We start from the raw sequence: 15,930 nt of genomic DNA, 5'->3' as shown, positions 1-15,930 counted from the left end.
CCATCGCGCTGGACGAGAACGGCAACATGGTCGGCCTCGACCTGCCGGACGGTAACCGCCTGACCTTCAAGTACGACGAATATGCCCGCCTGCTCGAAGAAACCGACCCGCTGGGCCGCAAGATCCAGTACGAATACCACCACCTGACCACGTTGGTGACCCAGGTCAGCTACCCGGACGGCAGCACCTGGCGCGCACGTTACGACGACAAGGGCAACCTGCTCGCCGAATTCGACGCCCTCGGCCAGATGACCGAGTACCTCAACAGCGGTGAAGGCCTGCCGCACACCATCATCGATGCGACCTACAAGTCCAAGTACCTGTGGTGAAACACCCTGGCCCAGGTCGAGCGTTATCAGGATTGTTCGAGCAAGAGCCACGCATGATGTTCGAATTTCTTCTGTTCAAGCGTCATGTCGAAAAGCAGTCACTGATCGTTTTGAAAGAGTGTTCGGACAGGCACCCAATCTTTCAAGGTTGAATGCTGGTCACCCCGTGGATTTGATTGTTGGTGGGTCTGCCACTCAGCGCTTGCAAATGCTTAATGAAACCATTAATAAGAGTGTAGGTGGCTCACTTAAAGGTGCCGGCAGACGTGCCGGGCTTATACCTGGCGATATAATCAGTGAATTAATATGGGGGTAGACCATGACTCGCGAATTTGCTGTAATTACTGATACTGCGACGTTGGTTGTTTTTGACCTACAGGCAATACATCACCGGTTAGCTGATACCTTTGATTGGTGGAGTATTCAAAGTGATGAGATTCTAGAAATGAACGAAGGGAATATTGCTTTCCTGAATCTGGGTGAAGATGGTAAATATCAAGTAAAGATTGTAGAGCAGTTAGATGCGGCGAGCGGTGGTATCTACTTGAAGGTCCCTACCGGGCGTGTGTTTGTCGGAGCTGGCGAAGATACTTCTGGAGGAGGGCTAGAGCCTGATGGTTCCGGTTCAGTGCAGGGTTTTTTCCATGATATCGAAGCAGGTAATTATTTAATGAGCTACAAGGTCGAGAAAGGAGTAATTTTCCTAGCATCCTCGCCCTCCAGCGAGTCCGCTAATCGTTTTACTGATTCGATCAGGCTCGCAATTTAAGATTCTGGAGGTTATTTTGTATCCATAAGAAATATAAAGGGCATTTTCTCGAGTATAATTTCTGCTGATGCTGCAGTTCCGAATGCTCGGCCTGTAAAGAAGCACATGCTTTCTGCAATATTCGGGACCCCGGGAAACACAGGCGCAAAACTCATGGAGCTATCTGAGAGTTATTCAAATATCGGTGCGCAGGTGATTAAAGACAACCTGTCACCAAGCGCAGACTTGGATTTAATTCATCGCCATGAGCTTTGTGGCATGGTAGGTGATCCCGAAAAAATCATTTTGCGCATTAAGAACTACCGAGATACAGTGGATAGCTGGGATTTGTCAAGGGGGTTTTTTCCGGGATTCATAGGCCTTTAAAATAAACTCTTAGAGTGCGTTAAAATAACAAGGCGAAGCTTCTGGGTGTAAATGGTCAGCTTGGGATTTACATTGTTGATCGTGAAAAAATGATTCCATCATCGCGTTCGGGTGGTAATCTGCGCCCTCAATGTGGTGGCCAAATTTAGTTAGAGGTGTTCACTGGATGATCAAATATTCAGCGTGCGGTGGAATGGCAACATTGGAGGAAATTAAAGCAGTATGCATGAGGCTTCAACTCGACGTTGATTCATGGCTTGTTGATTTCTGGCGCCAGCGCAATGGTGCACTTTTGAACGATCAGGTGCTAATTTACTCGACAGTTGATATTGAAGAGCGTAATGCCACCTTCCAGGTCGATGAACATTTTAATGGCATGGTTGCCGTGGGTGACGACTCCGGTGGTCGGTTGATCCTCATCGATAGGGACGGGGCATCTGGGTTAGTGCTTGTGGATTCAGGTAGCGGCTCTCTTGCTGGATGTGAACGATTCAAATCAATGATGGAGTTATTGGCGTATATAGAGGAAGAATGATGTCGGGGAGTATGGTAGATTGACTCCATGTGCCAGGAGCATGGCGTCAGCGTTTGTCGGGAGGGTATGTGAGCTATATAGATATTCTTGAGTTGGAAATGGGTGCGAGTGGCGAAGAGTTGGCGTCCGTCGGCGCTGTTACTGAAGAAAAGATAGAGGAATTTGAAAGGGCCTTGGGGCTTGCATTTCCTTTGTCTTACAAGTGCTTTCTCAAAAAGTATGGGGCCTTATCGTTCGCAGGCGATACCTACTACGGGGTCACCAATAGTGGCGTGGAAGGAACATCGATACCCAACGTGGTATTTGCGACAGCAAACGCACGCTCAAGTGGTGATGCCGATGAGACAATGATTGTTGTAAAGGCTTCAGGCTACGGACCAATTTACTCTATCGATACATCAATCATTGGCGCAACTGGCGAGCCCGTAATTATTGAGACTGAGCTCTCTTTTAAAAGGGATAAACATAAAAAGATAATATATCAGAGTTTTGAAGTATTTTACGTTGACAGCATAAGGCAGGCGATTCGAGAGCTTGGGAACGATGATGACAAGTAAGCACCTTCAGCTATATTAATGCGTTTTGATTGCAGCCGGTTCAACAGCCAAGGAGCTACGCATGCGTGTGCGAAGAATAATCTCAGCCTCCGGCGAGGGCTTGCCGTTTAGTTTTGGTGGTGACAGGGCCTATGTCTCTGTATGGCCCAAAAACCCGGACGGCCAGGACCTTCTGCTTCTTTTCAGCATTGACTGTAAGGCTGCAAGTCAGCGGTTGAACCGAGTGGACCTTCCGTCACAGGGGTATTTGCATGTTTTTTCTACCTACGATCCGGATGATTATTTTCTCGACTCGATCACTATCGATGAGGTGCAACTGAAAAGAGGGTGCCCCTCTTATACCTATGTTGTTCATTCAGTTGTAGAGGTGGCTATCCAGTCGCCAAGGCCATCAATTCCTCTTGCGCATGCTGATTTTGACGAGGTTTCAGTGGCTGAGGGAGAAATGAGCACGTCCTCCATGGTATACGAAACTACGCCAGTCGGGCAGCGGGTATTTTCAACGTTGTCAGACAGTTTCAGCTTTTTTTGTCAGGTATATTCGTCGGACTTTCCCGAGCCTTTTAAAGATGCATTATACCTGAGCGACGCTACGGGTTATTTGCTGATTAACAAGCAGTTGGGTGGTGAGTTGGCCGACGGCTGCTTTTTTGTTCAGGCGGCATGACAGGGTTTTGGTTGCTTTAGGAATGGCGGTATTGGCAAGGGGTGGTGTTAATTTGACTCAATTGAAGGCTGTGGCATGCAAGCCCAGCGCTCTCCGCTGTCGACTGATAAAGCTAAACGATTATGAGGTTTTATGAGATTTTATAGAGGCTTTTCCGCGCTTTCGAATGAGCTTGATAGTCTTCCATTGACGGGGTGGATTTTTGTTGAGCGCGACAAGGTCGTGCAGTTTGGCGATTTTCTGAAGAATGCGGATTACTACATCGCAGAGACTGAACTTGAAGCAATAGATCTAGAGAAGACAAAGAAGTCATTCGTTGAGTGCCCTACGCTTGTCGATATCATTTCAATTCTTGATCAGCGGCCTGTGCAGCCAAGTCTTGATGAATATATAGGCGCTGTCCTACATTACCACGAGCATGACGATTTTCTTGACTAAGGATGAGAGGAGCTTAAGCGGGTGAAAGACTTGGCTGCGTTCACACATCTGATCCATGGCAAAGGCTTCTTTGAGGCTATTGCAGCAGGTGTTGAAGACTGGGAGGCCTTGCTCGATAAGCGTGAGAGAGCTGCTTTTGACAATGCCTGGGGAAGTGCATTTGAAGCCCTGCGTGAAATGAGCTATCAAAACCCGATGGCCGAAGCTGATGTTGCCTCGTTGAGGGAGTTTGGATTCAAGGCCATGTTTCGCCTCACCGAAGACGCTGACATTGCCGCTTACGTCTGTGATGATATCGGTTTGATTGCTGATGCTCTGGCAAAAGGTCTTGTGTCTTCTCACTGCGATCAGTTACTTGCCAGCTATAAAGCAGGAATCTTTCCTTGCTAAGCCTTGATGGTTGCTTTCGCTGGTGCGTAGGCTTATTTCAAGCGGGTGGTGATTGCCAGTGGCATCGATCGATAGATATTCCGGATTTCGTTGAATTAAAATTGAGGCTCAGAGGATGATTGACGCACAAGGTGAGATCGTAGATAAATACGATGTTGATCGTTTTAACAGGGTCCACCTCTGGCTAGGCGTGAATTTCACCGACGAAAAAGAATACCTGAAATACTTTGAAATCGACTACTCAAGCGATTATGAAATTGACGACCCCCAATACCCAGTCTGTCAGTTTTGTGCCGATGTTGGCGAACGCTGGTATGACGAGGATTTCATCGGCATCATTCCACGCAAGCCAGTATTGGTGGAGATTGACGCCATGCTGGGCGAGTCCGCAATCGATGCAAGCGAGTGGGGCAGGGTCAAAGCCATGTGCGCCAGGCTCGGCATTGTGAAGATGAATGCAATGTTCTGGTATTCTGACGGAAGCTTGAATATTTCGACACCATTGAAAGAGCACTACAATGGCTTGCGCTATATTGGGCTGTTCGAAGGTAATTAGGGCGTAGACAGGAAGTTGACCATGAGTGACCAGGCATTTGTAGATGCTGTTTTTTCCGAACTGTTCAGTGAGCATTTCCACCACTACAAGGATGCACTCACCAGACCCGTTGATGGAGAGCAGGGTCAAGGTATTTACGATTGAATACGGACTGAGTATGTGACGTGACACGGTCGGGGTGCATTGCAGCATCGCCGAGTTGCCGGTGAAAAAACGTGTTGGATGGCACAGGCTTCGCCTGTGTTCGCGGGGCAAGCCCGCTCCTACAGGGATCGCGCCAGCCCTTGAAATGACCTGAGCTCAAACGGAGTTTCAAATGCCCGCAGGGACGACCAAACGCAAGAAAAAGCCACCGCATCCCGGCGGTGTAGTGCACGAGCACCTCGTGGAAATGGATTTCTGGGTAAAGTGCGCGTACCTCTTAACACCAGCGTTCCTGGCGCTTTTTGCCGGCCTCAATGCCGTATTGATAGCCGTCTACATCTACCCGGTCATCAGCATCGTCTACTTCATCATCCGCCACCGTTACCTGAAAAGCGTACCGCCAGAGAAGCTGGTCCATGTGGTGCCATGGAGTCATATCTATGAAGGGCGAAGCCTCTCCATGATCATCCTGAACTTCTGGGTTCTGGCTGGTGGCTACGCGATCTACAATCACTTTTTCTAAAGCGGTTCCACTACGCGGAACCACATTCGTTTGTACTCCCTCGCCACTCGCGCTTATCTGTCGCCAAGCACGACCTGCCTTTCTCGTCGTGATCTCAAAGCGAACAACAAGAACGGGACCCACCCGCGCGAGGAGATTCCCCATGCAGCAACACCAGCACATCCTGGCCTGGCTCAACGACGTGGCCAGCGACCTGCACGCCATCCGCCACGATATCCACGCTCACCCTGAACTCGGTTTCGAAGAAAGCCGCACCTCGGCCCTGGTCGCCACGCTGCTGCAGCAGTGGGGCTACGAGGTGCACACCGGCATTGGCAAGACCGGTGTGGTCGGGGTGCTGCGCAATGGCAGCAGCCCGCGCAAGCTGGGCCTGCGCGCCGACATGGACGCGTTGCCGATCCACGAGGCCACCGGCGCCGCCTACAGCAGCCGCCACCAGGGCTGCATGCACGCCTGCGGCCACGACGGCCACACCACCATGCTGCTGGGTGCGGCGCGCTACCTGGCGGCGACGCGGCAGTTCGATGGCACGCTGACGTTGATCTTCCAGCCGGCCGAGGAGGGCCAGGGCGGGGCCGAGGCGATGCTCGCCGATGGGCTGCTGGAGCGCTTCCCCTGTGATGCGCTGTTCGGCATGCACAACATGCCGGGGTTGCCGGCAGGGCATTTGGGCTTCCGTGAGGGGCCGATGATGGCCTCGCAGGACCTTTTGACGGTAACCATCGAGGGCGTCGGCGGCCATGGGTCGATGCCGCACCTGACGGTCGACCCGTTGGTGGCGGCGGCCAGTGTGGTGATGGCGCTGCAGACCGTGGTGGCACGAAATATCGATGCCCAGGAGGCGGCGGTGGTCACGGTTGGCGCGCTGCAGGCGGGTGAGGCGGCCAACGTGATTCCGCAGCAGGCGCTGCTGCGCCTGAGCCTGCGGGCGCTGGATGCCCAGGTGCGGGCGCAGACCCTGGAGCGGGTGCGGGCGATCATCGTCAGCCAGGCCGAAAGCTTTGGCTGCACGGCCAGCATCGAGCACCGCCCGGCCTACCCGGTGCTGGTCAACCATGCTGCGGAAAACGCCTTCGCCCAGCAGGTCGGCGAAGCGCTGCTGGGCGCCGACAAGGTCGACGGCAACACCCGCAAGCTGATGGGCAGCGAGGACTTCGCCTGGATGCTGCAGCGCTGCCCGGGCGCCTACCTGTTCATCGGCAACGGGGTGCAGCGGCCGATGGTGCACAACCCGGCCTACGACTTCAACGACGACATCCTGCTGACAGGCGCCGCCTACTGGGGCGCCATGGCCGAGAGCTGGCTCAAGCCGGCCTGACTCCCCTGTATTGACGACTGCCGCTGGAACCCGGGCGCGGCTGCGCCTGGGTGATCACTTGAACAGAAGATGGAGTGTTCCGCATGCAGATTTCCAATACAGGCGCGTCGCGTACCCGGCAAGTGGTCGCGGCGGTCATCGGCAATGCGTTGGAGTGGTATGACTTTATCGTGTACGGCTTTCTGGCGAGCATCATCGCCCGCCAGTTCTTCCCTTCGGACGATGAATACAGTTCGCTGTTGATGGCCCTGGCCACCTTTGGCGTGGGCTTTTTCATGCGCCCGGTGGGTGGTGTGCTGTTGGGGGTGTATTCCGACCGCAAGGGGCGCAAGGCAGCGATGCAGCTGATCATCCGCCTGATGACGGTGTCGATCGCCATGATCGCCTTCGCCCCCAACTATCTGGCCATCGGCATGGGCGCGCCGTTGCTGATCGTGGTCGCACGCATGCTGCAGGGTTTTGCCACTGGCGGTGAGTACGCCAGTGCCACGGCGTTCCTGGTGGAGAGCGCGCCGGCCAACCGCAAGGGCCTGTATGGCTCGTGGCAGTTGGTGGGGCAGTGCCTGGCGGTGTTCTCCGGGGCGGCGATGGTCGCGCTGGTCACCCACCTGTGCACGCCTGAGGCGCTGGACAGCTGGGGTTGGCGGATCCCGTTCGTGCTCGGGCTGCTGATCGGCCCGGTGGGGCTGTGGATTCGCAAGCACATGGAAGAACCCGAGGAGTTTCTGGAGGCACGCAAGCAGGCCAAGGGCCAGGCGCCGAGCCTGGGCCAGGTACTGCGTGAGCACCGCCGCGCCCTGTTGGTGTCGATGGGCCTGGCCTGTGGCGCGACGGTGTCGTTCTACGTTGTGCTGGTGAACATGCCGACCTTCGCCCACAAGAACCTTGGCCTGCCGCTGGACCAGGTGCTGCTGGTGCAGATGCTCGCCGTGGGCCTGATGACCGTGGTCATTCCCCTGGCCGGCGCGCTGTCGGACCGGCTCGGCCGGCGGCCGGTGCTGATGGCCTTCACCCTGGCGTTCTTCGTCATGGTCTACCCGCTGTATGTGTGGGTGGCCGCGGCGCCGTCGATCGAGCGCCTGCTGGTGATGCAGCTGCTGTTGTGCAGCGCCATCGGCGGCTTCTTTGGCCCTGCGCCGACCGCCCTGGCCGAGCAGTTCCCGGTCGAGGTGCGCTCCACCGGGGTGTCGGTGGCCTACAACGTGGCGGTGATGGTGTTCGGCGGCTTTGCCCCGCTGATTGTCACCTGGCTTACCAAGGTGCTTGGCACGCCAGTGGCGCCGTCGTTCTACGTGCTGTTCGCCTGCCTGCTGACCCTGCTCGGCACCTATTGCCTGAAAGAAGCACCGCGCGCCGGCAAGGCCGTCGCCTACAACCTTGGAGTGAAACCGTGAACGCGTTAGCTATCGACCCGATCGTCGCCCTCGACGCCGAGGCCCTGTCCCGGGCCATTCATGCCCGCCAGGTGGCGTGCCGCGAGGTGATGCAGGCTTACCTGGGCCATATCGAACGATGCAACCCGCAGGTCAATGCGCTGGTGTCGCTGCGCGGCGCCGATGAATTGCTGGCCGAGGCCGACGCCTGCGACCGTGAACTGGCGCGTGGCCAGTCCCGAGGCTGGATGCACGGCATGCCCCAGGCAATCAAAGACCTGGCCGCTACGGCCGGGCTGCGCACCACCCTGGGCTCGCCGCTGTTCGCCGAGCAGGTGCCGGCACACGACGCCATCAGCGTGGCGCGGGTGCGGGCGAGCGGGGCGATCATCATCGGCAAGAGCAACGTGCCGGAGTTCGGCCTGGGCTCGCAGAGCTACAACACACTGTTCGGCACCACCACCAACGCCTACGACCACAGCCGCGTGGCCGGTGGCAGCAGCGGCGGTGCGGCGGCGGCGCTGGCCATGCGCTTGCTGCCAGTGGCCGATGGCAGCGACATGATGGGCTCGCTGCGCAACCCGGCGGCGTTCAACAACGTGTTCGGTCTGCGCCCATCGCTGGGGCGGGTGCCTTACGGGCCGACGCCGGAGCTGTTCGTGCAGCAGCTGGCCACCGAGGGCCCGATGGGGCGCAGCGTCACCGATGTCGCCCGCTTGCTGACGGTGCAGGCCGGGCATGATCGGCGGGTGCCACTGTCGCTCAATGACGGCGGGCGGGATTTCGCGGCCGGGCTGCAGCGTGACTTCAAGGGCGCACGGATCGGCTGGCTGGGTGACTACGACGGCTATCTGCCGATGGAGGACGGCGTACTGGGCCTGTGCGAGGCGGCCCTGGCCGATTTCGCCGAGCTTGGCTGTGAAGTCGAGGCCTGCCAGCCCGCGTTCGACCAGGCCCGGTTGTGGCAATGCTGGCTCACCCACCGCCACTTCCTGGTGCACGGCAGCCTGGCGGCGGCCTATGCCGACCCGGGCAAGCGGGCGCTGCTCAAGCCCGAGGCGCAGTGGGAAGTGGAGGGCGGCTTGCAGCTCAGCGCCGCCGCTGTCTATCAGGCATCAGTGGACCGCAGCGCGTGGTACCAGGCGTTGATCAGCCTGTTCGAGCGTTACGATTTCCTGCTGTTGCCCTCGGCCCAGGTGTTCCCTTTCGACGCAGCCGAGGCGTGGCCGAAGCAAGTTGGGGGACGGGCAATGGACACCTACCACCGCTGGATGGAGGTAGTGATCGGGCCGACCCTGGCCGGCCTGCCGAGCATGAGCGTGCCGGTCGGTTTCAATGCCGCTGGGTTGCCCACGGGCCTGCAGATCATAGGCCCGGCCCAGGCCGACCATGCCGTGCTGCAGCTGGCCTACGCCCATGAACAGCTGACCCGCTGGGTGGAACGGCGCCCGCCGCCGAGCCTGTTGGCACGCTGAAAGGGCTGGCCCGGCCCGTATCTTGCTGGGCATGATGACCATCCACGCACAGACAGGGAGGTCGGAGACATGGGCACAGCGACAGACAGCGGTGGCGTGCGCTCGGTGGAGCGCGCGCTGGCCATCGTCGAACTGCTTGGCGAGCACCAGGCCCTGGGGCTGGAGGAGCTGCATTACCTCACCGGCCTGCCCAAGGCCACGGCCTCGCGCATGCTGGCCACCTTGCAGGAACAGGGCTGGGTCTACCGCGGCTTGAGCGACCGGCGTTACCGCCTGTGCGCCCGCCGCCTGTTCGGCGACCGCCAGCAGCGTTTCAAACGCCAGCTGGTGGAAAGCGCCGCGCCGCTGCTGCTGGAACTGAGCGAGCGGACCGGGCTGGTGGTCGACCTGTCGTGCTTCGACGGTGAGCGGCTGGAGGTGATGGAAAGCGCGATTCCCCAGGTGTTGCGCAAGCGTTATCCGAACAATTGCCAGATCGTCGGGCAGCATGCCAGCCTGTTCCATTCGGCGATGGGCCGGGCCTGCCTGAAGGAGTTGGCGGTGGACGAGGTACGGCGCCTGGCTGGGCATGAGCGGGTGGGCGGTGAAGAGCTGCTGCGTGACCTGGAAGGGGATGCGCACAAGGGCTTCGGGCAGCGCACCGAAGGTTATTGGGAGTATCCGGTGCGCTTGCCGTTCCTGATCCGGGCGATCGCCTTGCCGGTGCGGGTGCAGGGGCAGTTGGCCGGGAGCATTGCCTTGCACTGGCCACTGGATCAGGCGCCGGTGGAGCGGGTGCTGAGTTTGCACCTGAATAGTTTGGCGGCGACTGTGGGTGAAGTGCAGCATGCGTTGGTGGGTTAGGGGTGTTTGGCGATAAATTTTGGGCGGATTCGAGATCGAGCGCCGCCCGCGCGGCGCATCGCGGGCAAGCCCGCTCCCACATCTGTTTCGGGCCAATTACTCCTGTGCCGCCAACAGGATCCGCCCTGGTGCATGACTGGATAGCGGTGGAGCGGCATCAGCGCCCACCGAGATGTATCGCCATACTAACAAGGCGGTCCCTGTTGGCTTCACAGCAGAGATTGGCCCGAAACAGATGTGGGAGCGGGCTTGCCCGCGATGCGCCGCGCGGGCGGCGCTCGATCTCCCAGGCGCTATAGACTTCAAGGCATGCCCCCCGGAAATTACCGCCTAAAGGGTAACGCCCCATGCTGGTCATCGAGCACCTGCAAAAATCCTTCCCCACCGCCCAGGGCCCGCTCCAGGTCCTGCGCGGTGTCGACCTGTCCCTCTCCCGCGGCAGCAGCCTGGCCCTTATGGGCGAATCCGGCAGTGGCAAAAGCACCTTGCTGCACCTGGTCGCCGGCCTCGACCGTGCCGACAGCGGGCGCATCCTCATCGACGGCGAACCCTTGCACGGCCATGGCGAATCCGCCCTGGCCCGCTGGCGTCGGGAGGGCATCGGCCTGGTGTTCCAGCAGTACAACCTGATCAGCAGCCTCGACGTGGCCGCCAACCTGGCCTTTCAGGCGCGCCTGGCCAAGCGCCATGACCCGCAGTGGCTTACCTATCTGGCCGAGCGCCTGGGCTTGGCGGCTTTACTGGACCGCTATCCAGAGCAGCTGTCGGGCGGTCAGCAGCAACGGGTCGCCATCGGCCGGGCACTGGCCAGCCGGCCGGCGCTGTTGCTCGCCGACGAGCCCACCGGCAGCCTCGACGAAGCCAGCAGCGACGAGGTGCTGGCCTTGCTCCTGCAACTGGTCGGCGAGGCCGGCAGCAGCGTGCTGATGGTGACCCACAGCCCGCGCCTGGCCGCCTGCCTGCAGCACCGCTGCGTGCTGCACCAGGGCCGGGTGCAAGGATCATGAACCACCTGCTGATCGCCCTGCAGGCGCTGGGCAGCCATTGGTGGCGCCATCGCTTGCAGTGCCTCAGCATCTTCACCGGCCTGTGGCTGGCCACGGCCCTGTGGACCGGCGTTCAGGCCCTCAACGCCCAGGCGCGCAGCGACTATGCCCAGGCCAGCGCCGTGCTGAGCGGGGCGGCGCACCGGCAGATAGTGGCCCGCGATGGGCAGCGTTTCGACCAGGCGCTTTACGTGCAACTGCGCAGGCAAGGCTGGCAGGTGACGCCAGTGCTGGAGGGGCGCCTGCGCCTGGCCGGCGAGCCAGCCGTCTCCGTCAGGCTGATCGGCATCGAGCCGCTGAGCCTGCTGCCGGGCATGGCCGTCGCTGGTGCCGACCCGGCGAGCTTCGACTTGCAGGCCTTCATCGGCGCACCTGGGCAAGCCTGGGTCGGGCCGGATACCTTGCGCCAACTGGCGGGCAGGCTGCGCACGGTCGATGGCCAGGCGTTACCGCCGCTGATCCTCAATGAACAGTTGGCGCCCGGCGTGATGCTGGTCGACATTGGCGTGGCCCAGGCCTTGCTGGGTGCGCCGGGTCAGCTTTCACAGCTGATCAGCGACACCGATCAGCCGTTGCCGCCGGCCTTCGCCGAACGTTTGCAGGTACAGCCAGCGGACGATGACACCGACCTGCAACGCCTGACCGCGAGCTTTCATCTGAACCTGACGGCCCTCGGCCTGCTGGCCTTCGTGGTCGGGTTGTTCATCGCCCATGCGGCGATCGGCTTGGCGCTGGAGCAACGACGGGGCCTGATGCGCACCTTGCGCGCCTGTGGTGTCAGCCTGAGGGTGTTGCTGACGGCACTGGCGCTGGAACTTGGGTTGTTCGCCGTGGTGGGTGGCCTGGCAGGTGTGGCAGCGGGCTATCTGCTGGCAGCACTGTTGCTGCCCGATTTTGCTTCCAGCCTGCGTGGCCTGTATGGCGCCCAGGTATCCGGGCACCTGCATCTGCCGTTGTACTGGTGGCTGGTGGGCATTGCCGTGAGCCTGCTCGGCGCCTTGCTGGCGGGTATCGACAGCCTGCTGCGCGCAGCGCGCTTGCCCTTGCTGGCATTGGCTCAACCTCAGGCCTGGCGCCTGGCCCAGGTGCCCTGGCTGAAGCGCCAGGCACTGGCCGCGGCAGGGTTGGCGCTGATTGCCCTGGGCTGCGGCGCTTTGGGCAACAATTTGCCCAGTGCGTTCACCCTGCTTGCCGCGCTGTTGCTGGCGGCCGCATTGTTGTTGCCGGGTGCGCTGGCCCTGTTGCTCGCTGGCTTGGCGCGGTTTACCCGGCGACCGCTGGCGCAGTGGTTCGTCGCCGACAGCCGCCAGCAGTTACCGGCGCTGAGCCTGGCGCTGATGGCATTGCTACTGGCTTTGGCCGCCAGCGTCGGCGTGGGCGGCATGACCGAAGGTTTCCGCCGCACCTTTGTCGGGTGGCTCGACCAGCGCCTGGCTGCGGACCTGTATGTCACACCCCGCGACAGCACTCAGGCGCTGCAGGTCTTTCAGCAGTTGCAGCATGACCCTGACGTCAGTGTCGTGTTGCCAAGCTGGCGGGTGGAATGGCGCCTGCAACAGTGGCCGGTGCAGGTGCAAGGGGTGATCGATCATCCGTTCTACCGCAGCCACTGGCCATTGCTTGAACAGGCGCCGAAAGCATGGGAGCAGGTGGCCAACGGGGAGGGCGCCATGCTGAGCGAACAATTGGCGCGGCGCCTGGGCGTGGGCATTGGGGATGAAGTTCAGTTGCCGGCCGACCCGCCACAAGGCATGCGGGTGGTGGGCATTCACGCCGACTATGGCAACCCGAAAGGGCATGTCCTGGTCAATGCCGACTGGCTGCGCCAGCATGCGGCGGCTAGCCTGAGCGGCCTTAGCCTGCTGATCCGGCCCGGGCAGATAGCCTCGGTCAAGGGCACCTTGCAGCAGCGCTTCGGCCTGGACGAATCGCAAGTGGTCGAGCAGGCCAGCCTTAAAGCCTGGTCGACACAGATATTCAGCCGCACCTTTGCCGTCACCGCAGCCCTGAACAGCCTCACCCTCGGCGTCGCTGGCGTGGCACTGTTCATCAGTCAGCTGACCCTGGGCCAGCAGCGCCTCGGGCAGCTCGCACCATTGTGGGCGCTGGGTGTGCCGCGCCGCTGGCTGGCCTGGCTGAGCCTGGGCCAGATGCTGATGCTCAGCGGTTTCACCGTGCTGCTGGCGATCCCCCTCGGGTTGCTGCTGGCCTGGTGCCTGGTGGCGGTGGTCAACGTGCAGGCATTCGGCTGGCGGCTGCCCTGGCATGTGTTTGCCAGCCAGCTCGTGCAATTGGCCGCGCTCGGGGTGCTGACCAGCCTGCTGGCCAGTGCCTGGCCGCTGTGGCAATTGGCGCGGCGCCAGCCAGGCGAGCTGTTGCGGCGGTTCGCCGATGAAAGTTGAAACCTGGCTGTTGCTGGCCTGCCTGCTGCTGGCCGGGTGTGACGCGCCTGCGCCGCCGGCCAGAAGCTATGCCGGCCTCGGTGCCGAGGCGGCGGCGTTCAGGCAGGTCACACGCAACACCGCGCTGGTATTCCCCCGCGACCATGGCGCCCACGATGGCTTCCGCATCGAGTGGTGGTACGTCACCGCCAACCTGCGCGATGCCCAGGGCCGTGACTGGGGCGTGCAATGGACGCTGTTTCGCTCAGCCTTGCGCCCCGGCCCTGAGACCCATAGCTGGAACAGCCCCAACCTGTGGATGGGCCACGCCGCCCTGACCGACCCGAGCGGTCACCAGGTCAGCGAAACGCTGGCACGCGGTGGCATCGACCAGGCCGGCGTCGAAACCGGGCCGTTCCGGGCGTGGATCAACGACTGGTCGCTGCAAGGCGATGACAACATCCACCGTTTGCAGATGCGTGCCAGCGGCCAGGGTTTTAGCTATGACCTGGCCCTGGCCAGCGAAAAGCCGCTGGTGCTGCACGGCGACCGGGGTTACAGCGAGAAGTCCGGCAAGGGCCAGGCTTCGTACTATTACAGCCAGCCGTTCTACCAGGTCAGCGGCGAGGTCGAGCGGAACGGGCAGCGCATTGCGGTAACCGGGCAGGCCTGGCTTGACCGGGAGTGGAGCAGCCAGCCGCTGGCGGCCGGGCAAAGCGGCTGGGACTGGTTTTCGCTGCATCTGGACAGTGGCGCCAAACTGATGTTGTTTCAGGTGAGGGAGGAACAGGGGCAGCCGTACCGCGCTGGAACCTGGGTTGGGCCTGACGGGCAGGTGCGGGCGCTGCAGGGGGCTGAGGTCGAGCTGACGCCGTTGGCCTGGACCGATCAGGCCAACGGTAAGCGCGTGCCGACCCGCTGGCGGGTTCAAGTGCCCGCAGTGGAGCTGGATGTGCAAGTCGAGGCGGTGCAGGCCAAGGCCTGGATGGGCACGCGCTTTCCCTACTGGGAAGGGCCGGTGCGGGTGAGTGGCAGTACGCAAGGGCGGGGGTATCTGGAGATGACGGGGTATTAGCTTAGTCATGTACGGGTGCTGAGGGCCTCTTCGCGGCTAAAGCCGCTCCCACAGGGATCTCTTCTACCTCAAGGGCTGCGCGGTACCTGTGGGAGCGGCTTCAGCCGCGAAGAGGCCGGCACAGGCAGTACATCAAACAGGTCTGTCACCGCGAAACGCACTCGGGCTCACCCCACACTGCTTGCGAAAGAACCGGCTGAAATACCCCACATCGGCAAACCCCAGTTCATGGGCAATCGCCTTCACGCTGGCATCCGAATGCCTCAGCACGCGCTTGGCCTCCAGCACCAGCCGGGCGTTGATCACATTCATCGGGGTCATCCCCAGATGCTCCTGGCACAAGCGCCCCAGCGTCGCCAGGGTCATGCCCAGTTCACTGGCATAGAAGCCCAACGGGCGGTGCTCGCGGTAATGCCTGTCCACCAGTTCACGAAACCCGGTCAGTTGCTGACTGCGCCGTGACGCCGGGCGCTGCGCCAGGTCAGGGGCCTCCTGGGCATGGCGCAGGGCCTGGATCATCAAGGTCAACAAGAGCGCCATGCTACTGGCGACGTGCTCGCGGGCGCGGTTGTGGTATTCCTCGCGCAGGGCCAGGCATAGCGGTAGCAGCGGGTCTTCCTCGGCGGGCCAATGGGGCAGGGCGATGACCTGGGGTTTGCGGATCAAGGCCAGCAGGTTGGGCGCAAGCACCTGGGCGATGCTCTCCAGCGGTGGCTGGGCAGCGGTAATCACCTGGCCTTCGACCTGGCCGGCCCAGTGGAAACCGTGCACCACCTGCGCCGGCACATACACCACACAAGGTGCGCAAACCTGCACGCGCTCGCTGTCGAACAGCACTTCGCCGCTGCCGCTCTGCAGGTACAGCAGCTGCAGCAGGCCGTCGTGGCGGTGCGCGGCGATTTCCCAGTTGTGCGCGCCGGAGCGCTGGGAGATCTGCTCCACATGCAGGGACTCGTGCCACACCGGCTGCGCGGTTTCGCCGTACAGGGCGTAGTTGGGGATCTTGTTCATGTTGTTGTAATTGTTCTGATCGCTACCCGGTCACTGTGCCACAGCCAGGCGCGGGCTTCAGGTGGCAGGCACGAAATTGACCGGAATGTGGCGACGCTTGCAGGTTTTGTCCATTCTGCCGGCCAGCCCCTCGG

At 60.8% G+C, this 15,930-nt stretch carries 18 protein-coding genes and 1 pseudogene; 18 read left to right on the top strand and 1 reads right to left on the bottom strand.

The genetic code is table 11. From position 1 onward, the window contains the following. The 18 genes and pseudogenes from N430_RS26955 to N430_RS26875 form a co-directional block, all read left to right on the top strand. A pseudogene (locus tag N430_RS26955) lies at positions 1 to 326 on the top strand (hypothetical protein); the annotation flags it as partial. Positions 327 to 648: 322 nt separating this feature from the next. Further along, positions 649 to 1,098 carry a DUF6386 family protein gene (locus N430_RS26950; protein ID WP_178083411.1) on the top strand — a complete coding sequence of 150 codons (450 nt, stop codon included), beginning with the start codon at positions 649 to 651 and terminating at the stop codon, positions 1,096 to 1,098. 153 nt (positions 1,099 to 1,251) lie between these two features. Continuing rightward, positions 1,252 to 1,464, top strand: a complete 213-nt coding sequence (locus tag N430_RS29365) for a hypothetical protein (protein ID WP_133248879.1) — start codon at positions 1,252 to 1,254, stop codon at positions 1,462 to 1,464. 166 nt (positions 1,465 to 1,630) lie between these two features. Then, complete coding sequence (locus N430_RS26945) at positions 1,631 to 1,999, top strand: SMI1/KNR4 family protein (protein ID WP_133248878.1); 369 nt, start codon at positions 1,631 to 1,633, stop codon at positions 1,997 to 1,999. 68 nt (positions 2,000 to 2,067) lie between these two features. Next, positions 2,068 to 2,556, top strand: coding sequence for an SMI1/KNR4 family protein (locus N430_RS26940; protein ID WP_110638550.1), 489 nt, complete (start codon positions 2,068 to 2,070; stop codon positions 2,554 to 2,556). Positions 2,557 to 2,617: 61 nt separating this feature from the next. Continuing rightward, the gene (locus N430_RS26935) at positions 2,618 to 3,223 is read left to right on the top strand and encodes a DUF1963 domain-containing protein (RefSeq protein ID WP_110638549.1); all 606 of its coding nucleotides are present in this window, start codon (positions 2,618 to 2,620) and stop codon (positions 3,221 to 3,223) included. 132 nt (positions 3,224 to 3,355) lie between these two features. Further along, positions 3,356 to 3,661, top strand: coding sequence for a hypothetical protein (locus N430_RS26930; protein WP_110638548.1), 306 nt, complete (start codon positions 3,356 to 3,358; stop codon positions 3,659 to 3,661). Between the two features lie 21 nt (positions 3,662 to 3,682). After that, positions 3,683 to 4,051 carry a hypothetical protein gene (locus N430_RS26925; RefSeq protein ID WP_110638547.1) on the top strand — a complete coding sequence of 123 codons (369 nt, stop codon included), beginning with the start codon at positions 3,683 to 3,685 and terminating at the stop codon, positions 4,049 to 4,051. A 115-nt stretch (positions 4,052 to 4,166) separates the two neighbouring features. Then, positions 4,167 to 4,607 (top strand): immunity 22 family protein, encoded by a 441-nt coding sequence (locus tag N430_RS26920; protein ID WP_110638546.1) that lies wholly within the window; start codon positions 4,167 to 4,169, stop codon positions 4,605 to 4,607. 21 nt (positions 4,608 to 4,628) lie between these two features. Further along, the gene (locus tag N430_RS29810; RefSeq protein ID WP_256592192.1) at positions 4,629 to 4,751 is read left to right on the top strand and encodes a hypothetical protein; all 123 of its coding nucleotides are present in this window, start codon (positions 4,629 to 4,631) and stop codon (positions 4,749 to 4,751) included. A 172-nt stretch (positions 4,752 to 4,923) separates the two neighbouring features. Continuing rightward, entirely contained in the window at positions 4,924 to 5,274 is a 351-nt protein-coding gene (locus tag N430_RS26915; RefSeq protein WP_110638545.1) for a hypothetical protein, read from the top strand. Positions 5,275 to 5,416: 142 nt separating this feature from the next. Further along, entirely contained in the window at positions 5,417 to 6,592 is a 1,176-nt protein-coding gene (locus N430_RS26910) for a M20 aminoacylase family protein (RefSeq protein WP_110638544.1), read from the top strand. 83 nt (positions 6,593 to 6,675) lie between these two features. After that, positions 6,676 to 7,986 (top strand): citrate-proton symporter, encoded by a 1,311-nt coding sequence (locus N430_RS26905; RefSeq protein WP_110638543.1) that lies wholly within the window; start codon positions 6,676 to 6,678, stop codon positions 7,984 to 7,986. Next, complete coding sequence (locus tag N430_RS26900) at positions 7,983 to 9,440, top strand: amidase (RefSeq protein WP_110638542.1); 1,458 nt, start codon at positions 7,983 to 7,985, stop codon at positions 9,438 to 9,440. Before N430_RS26905 ends, N430_RS26900 begins: the two co-directional genes overlap by 4 nt. Positions 9,441 to 9,509: 69 nt before the next feature. Continuing rightward, positions 9,510 to 10,283: an IclR family transcriptional regulator gene (locus tag N430_RS26895; RefSeq protein ID WP_110638541.1), complete on the top strand. Its 774-nt coding sequence runs from the start codon at positions 9,510 to 9,512 to the stop codon at positions 10,281 to 10,283. A 347-nt stretch (positions 10,284 to 10,630) separates the two neighbouring features. Continuing rightward, on the top strand, positions 10,631 to 11,290 hold the full coding sequence (locus tag N430_RS26885; RefSeq protein WP_110638540.1) for an ABC transporter ATP-binding protein: 660 nt from the start codon (positions 10,631 to 10,633) through the stop codon (positions 11,288 to 11,290). Continuing rightward, positions 11,287 to 13,731, top strand: coding sequence for an FtsX-like permease family protein (locus N430_RS26880; protein ID WP_110638539.1), 2,445 nt, complete (start codon positions 11,287 to 11,289; stop codon positions 13,729 to 13,731). Before N430_RS26885 ends, N430_RS26880 begins: the two co-directional genes overlap by 4 nt. Then, positions 13,721 to 14,785 (top strand): lipocalin-like domain-containing protein, encoded by a 1,065-nt coding sequence (locus N430_RS26875; protein WP_110638538.1) that lies wholly within the window; start codon positions 13,721 to 13,723, stop codon positions 14,783 to 14,785. The genes N430_RS26880 and N430_RS26875 overlap by 11 nt, the downstream gene beginning before the upstream one ends. 132 nt (positions 14,786 to 14,917) lie before the next feature. On the opposite strand, the gene N430_RS26870 is transcribed toward N430_RS26875, so the two are convergent. Next, the gene (locus N430_RS26870; RefSeq protein WP_110638537.1) at positions 14,918 to 15,796 is read right to left on the bottom strand and encodes a helix-turn-helix domain-containing protein; all 879 of its coding nucleotides are present in this window, start codon (positions 15,794 to 15,796) and stop codon (positions 14,918 to 14,920) included. Between the last annotated feature and the right edge of the window lie 134 nt (positions 15,797 to 15,930).

It is taken from the genome of Pseudomonas sp. CC120222-01a, from assembly GCF_003097235.1.
Classification (GTDB): Bacteria; Pseudomonadota; Gammaproteobacteria; order Pseudomonadales; family Pseudomonadaceae; genus Aquipseudomonas.
The sequence above is the reverse complement of the archived record's forward strand: the minus strand, read 5'-3'. Positions and strand labels throughout refer to the sequence as shown.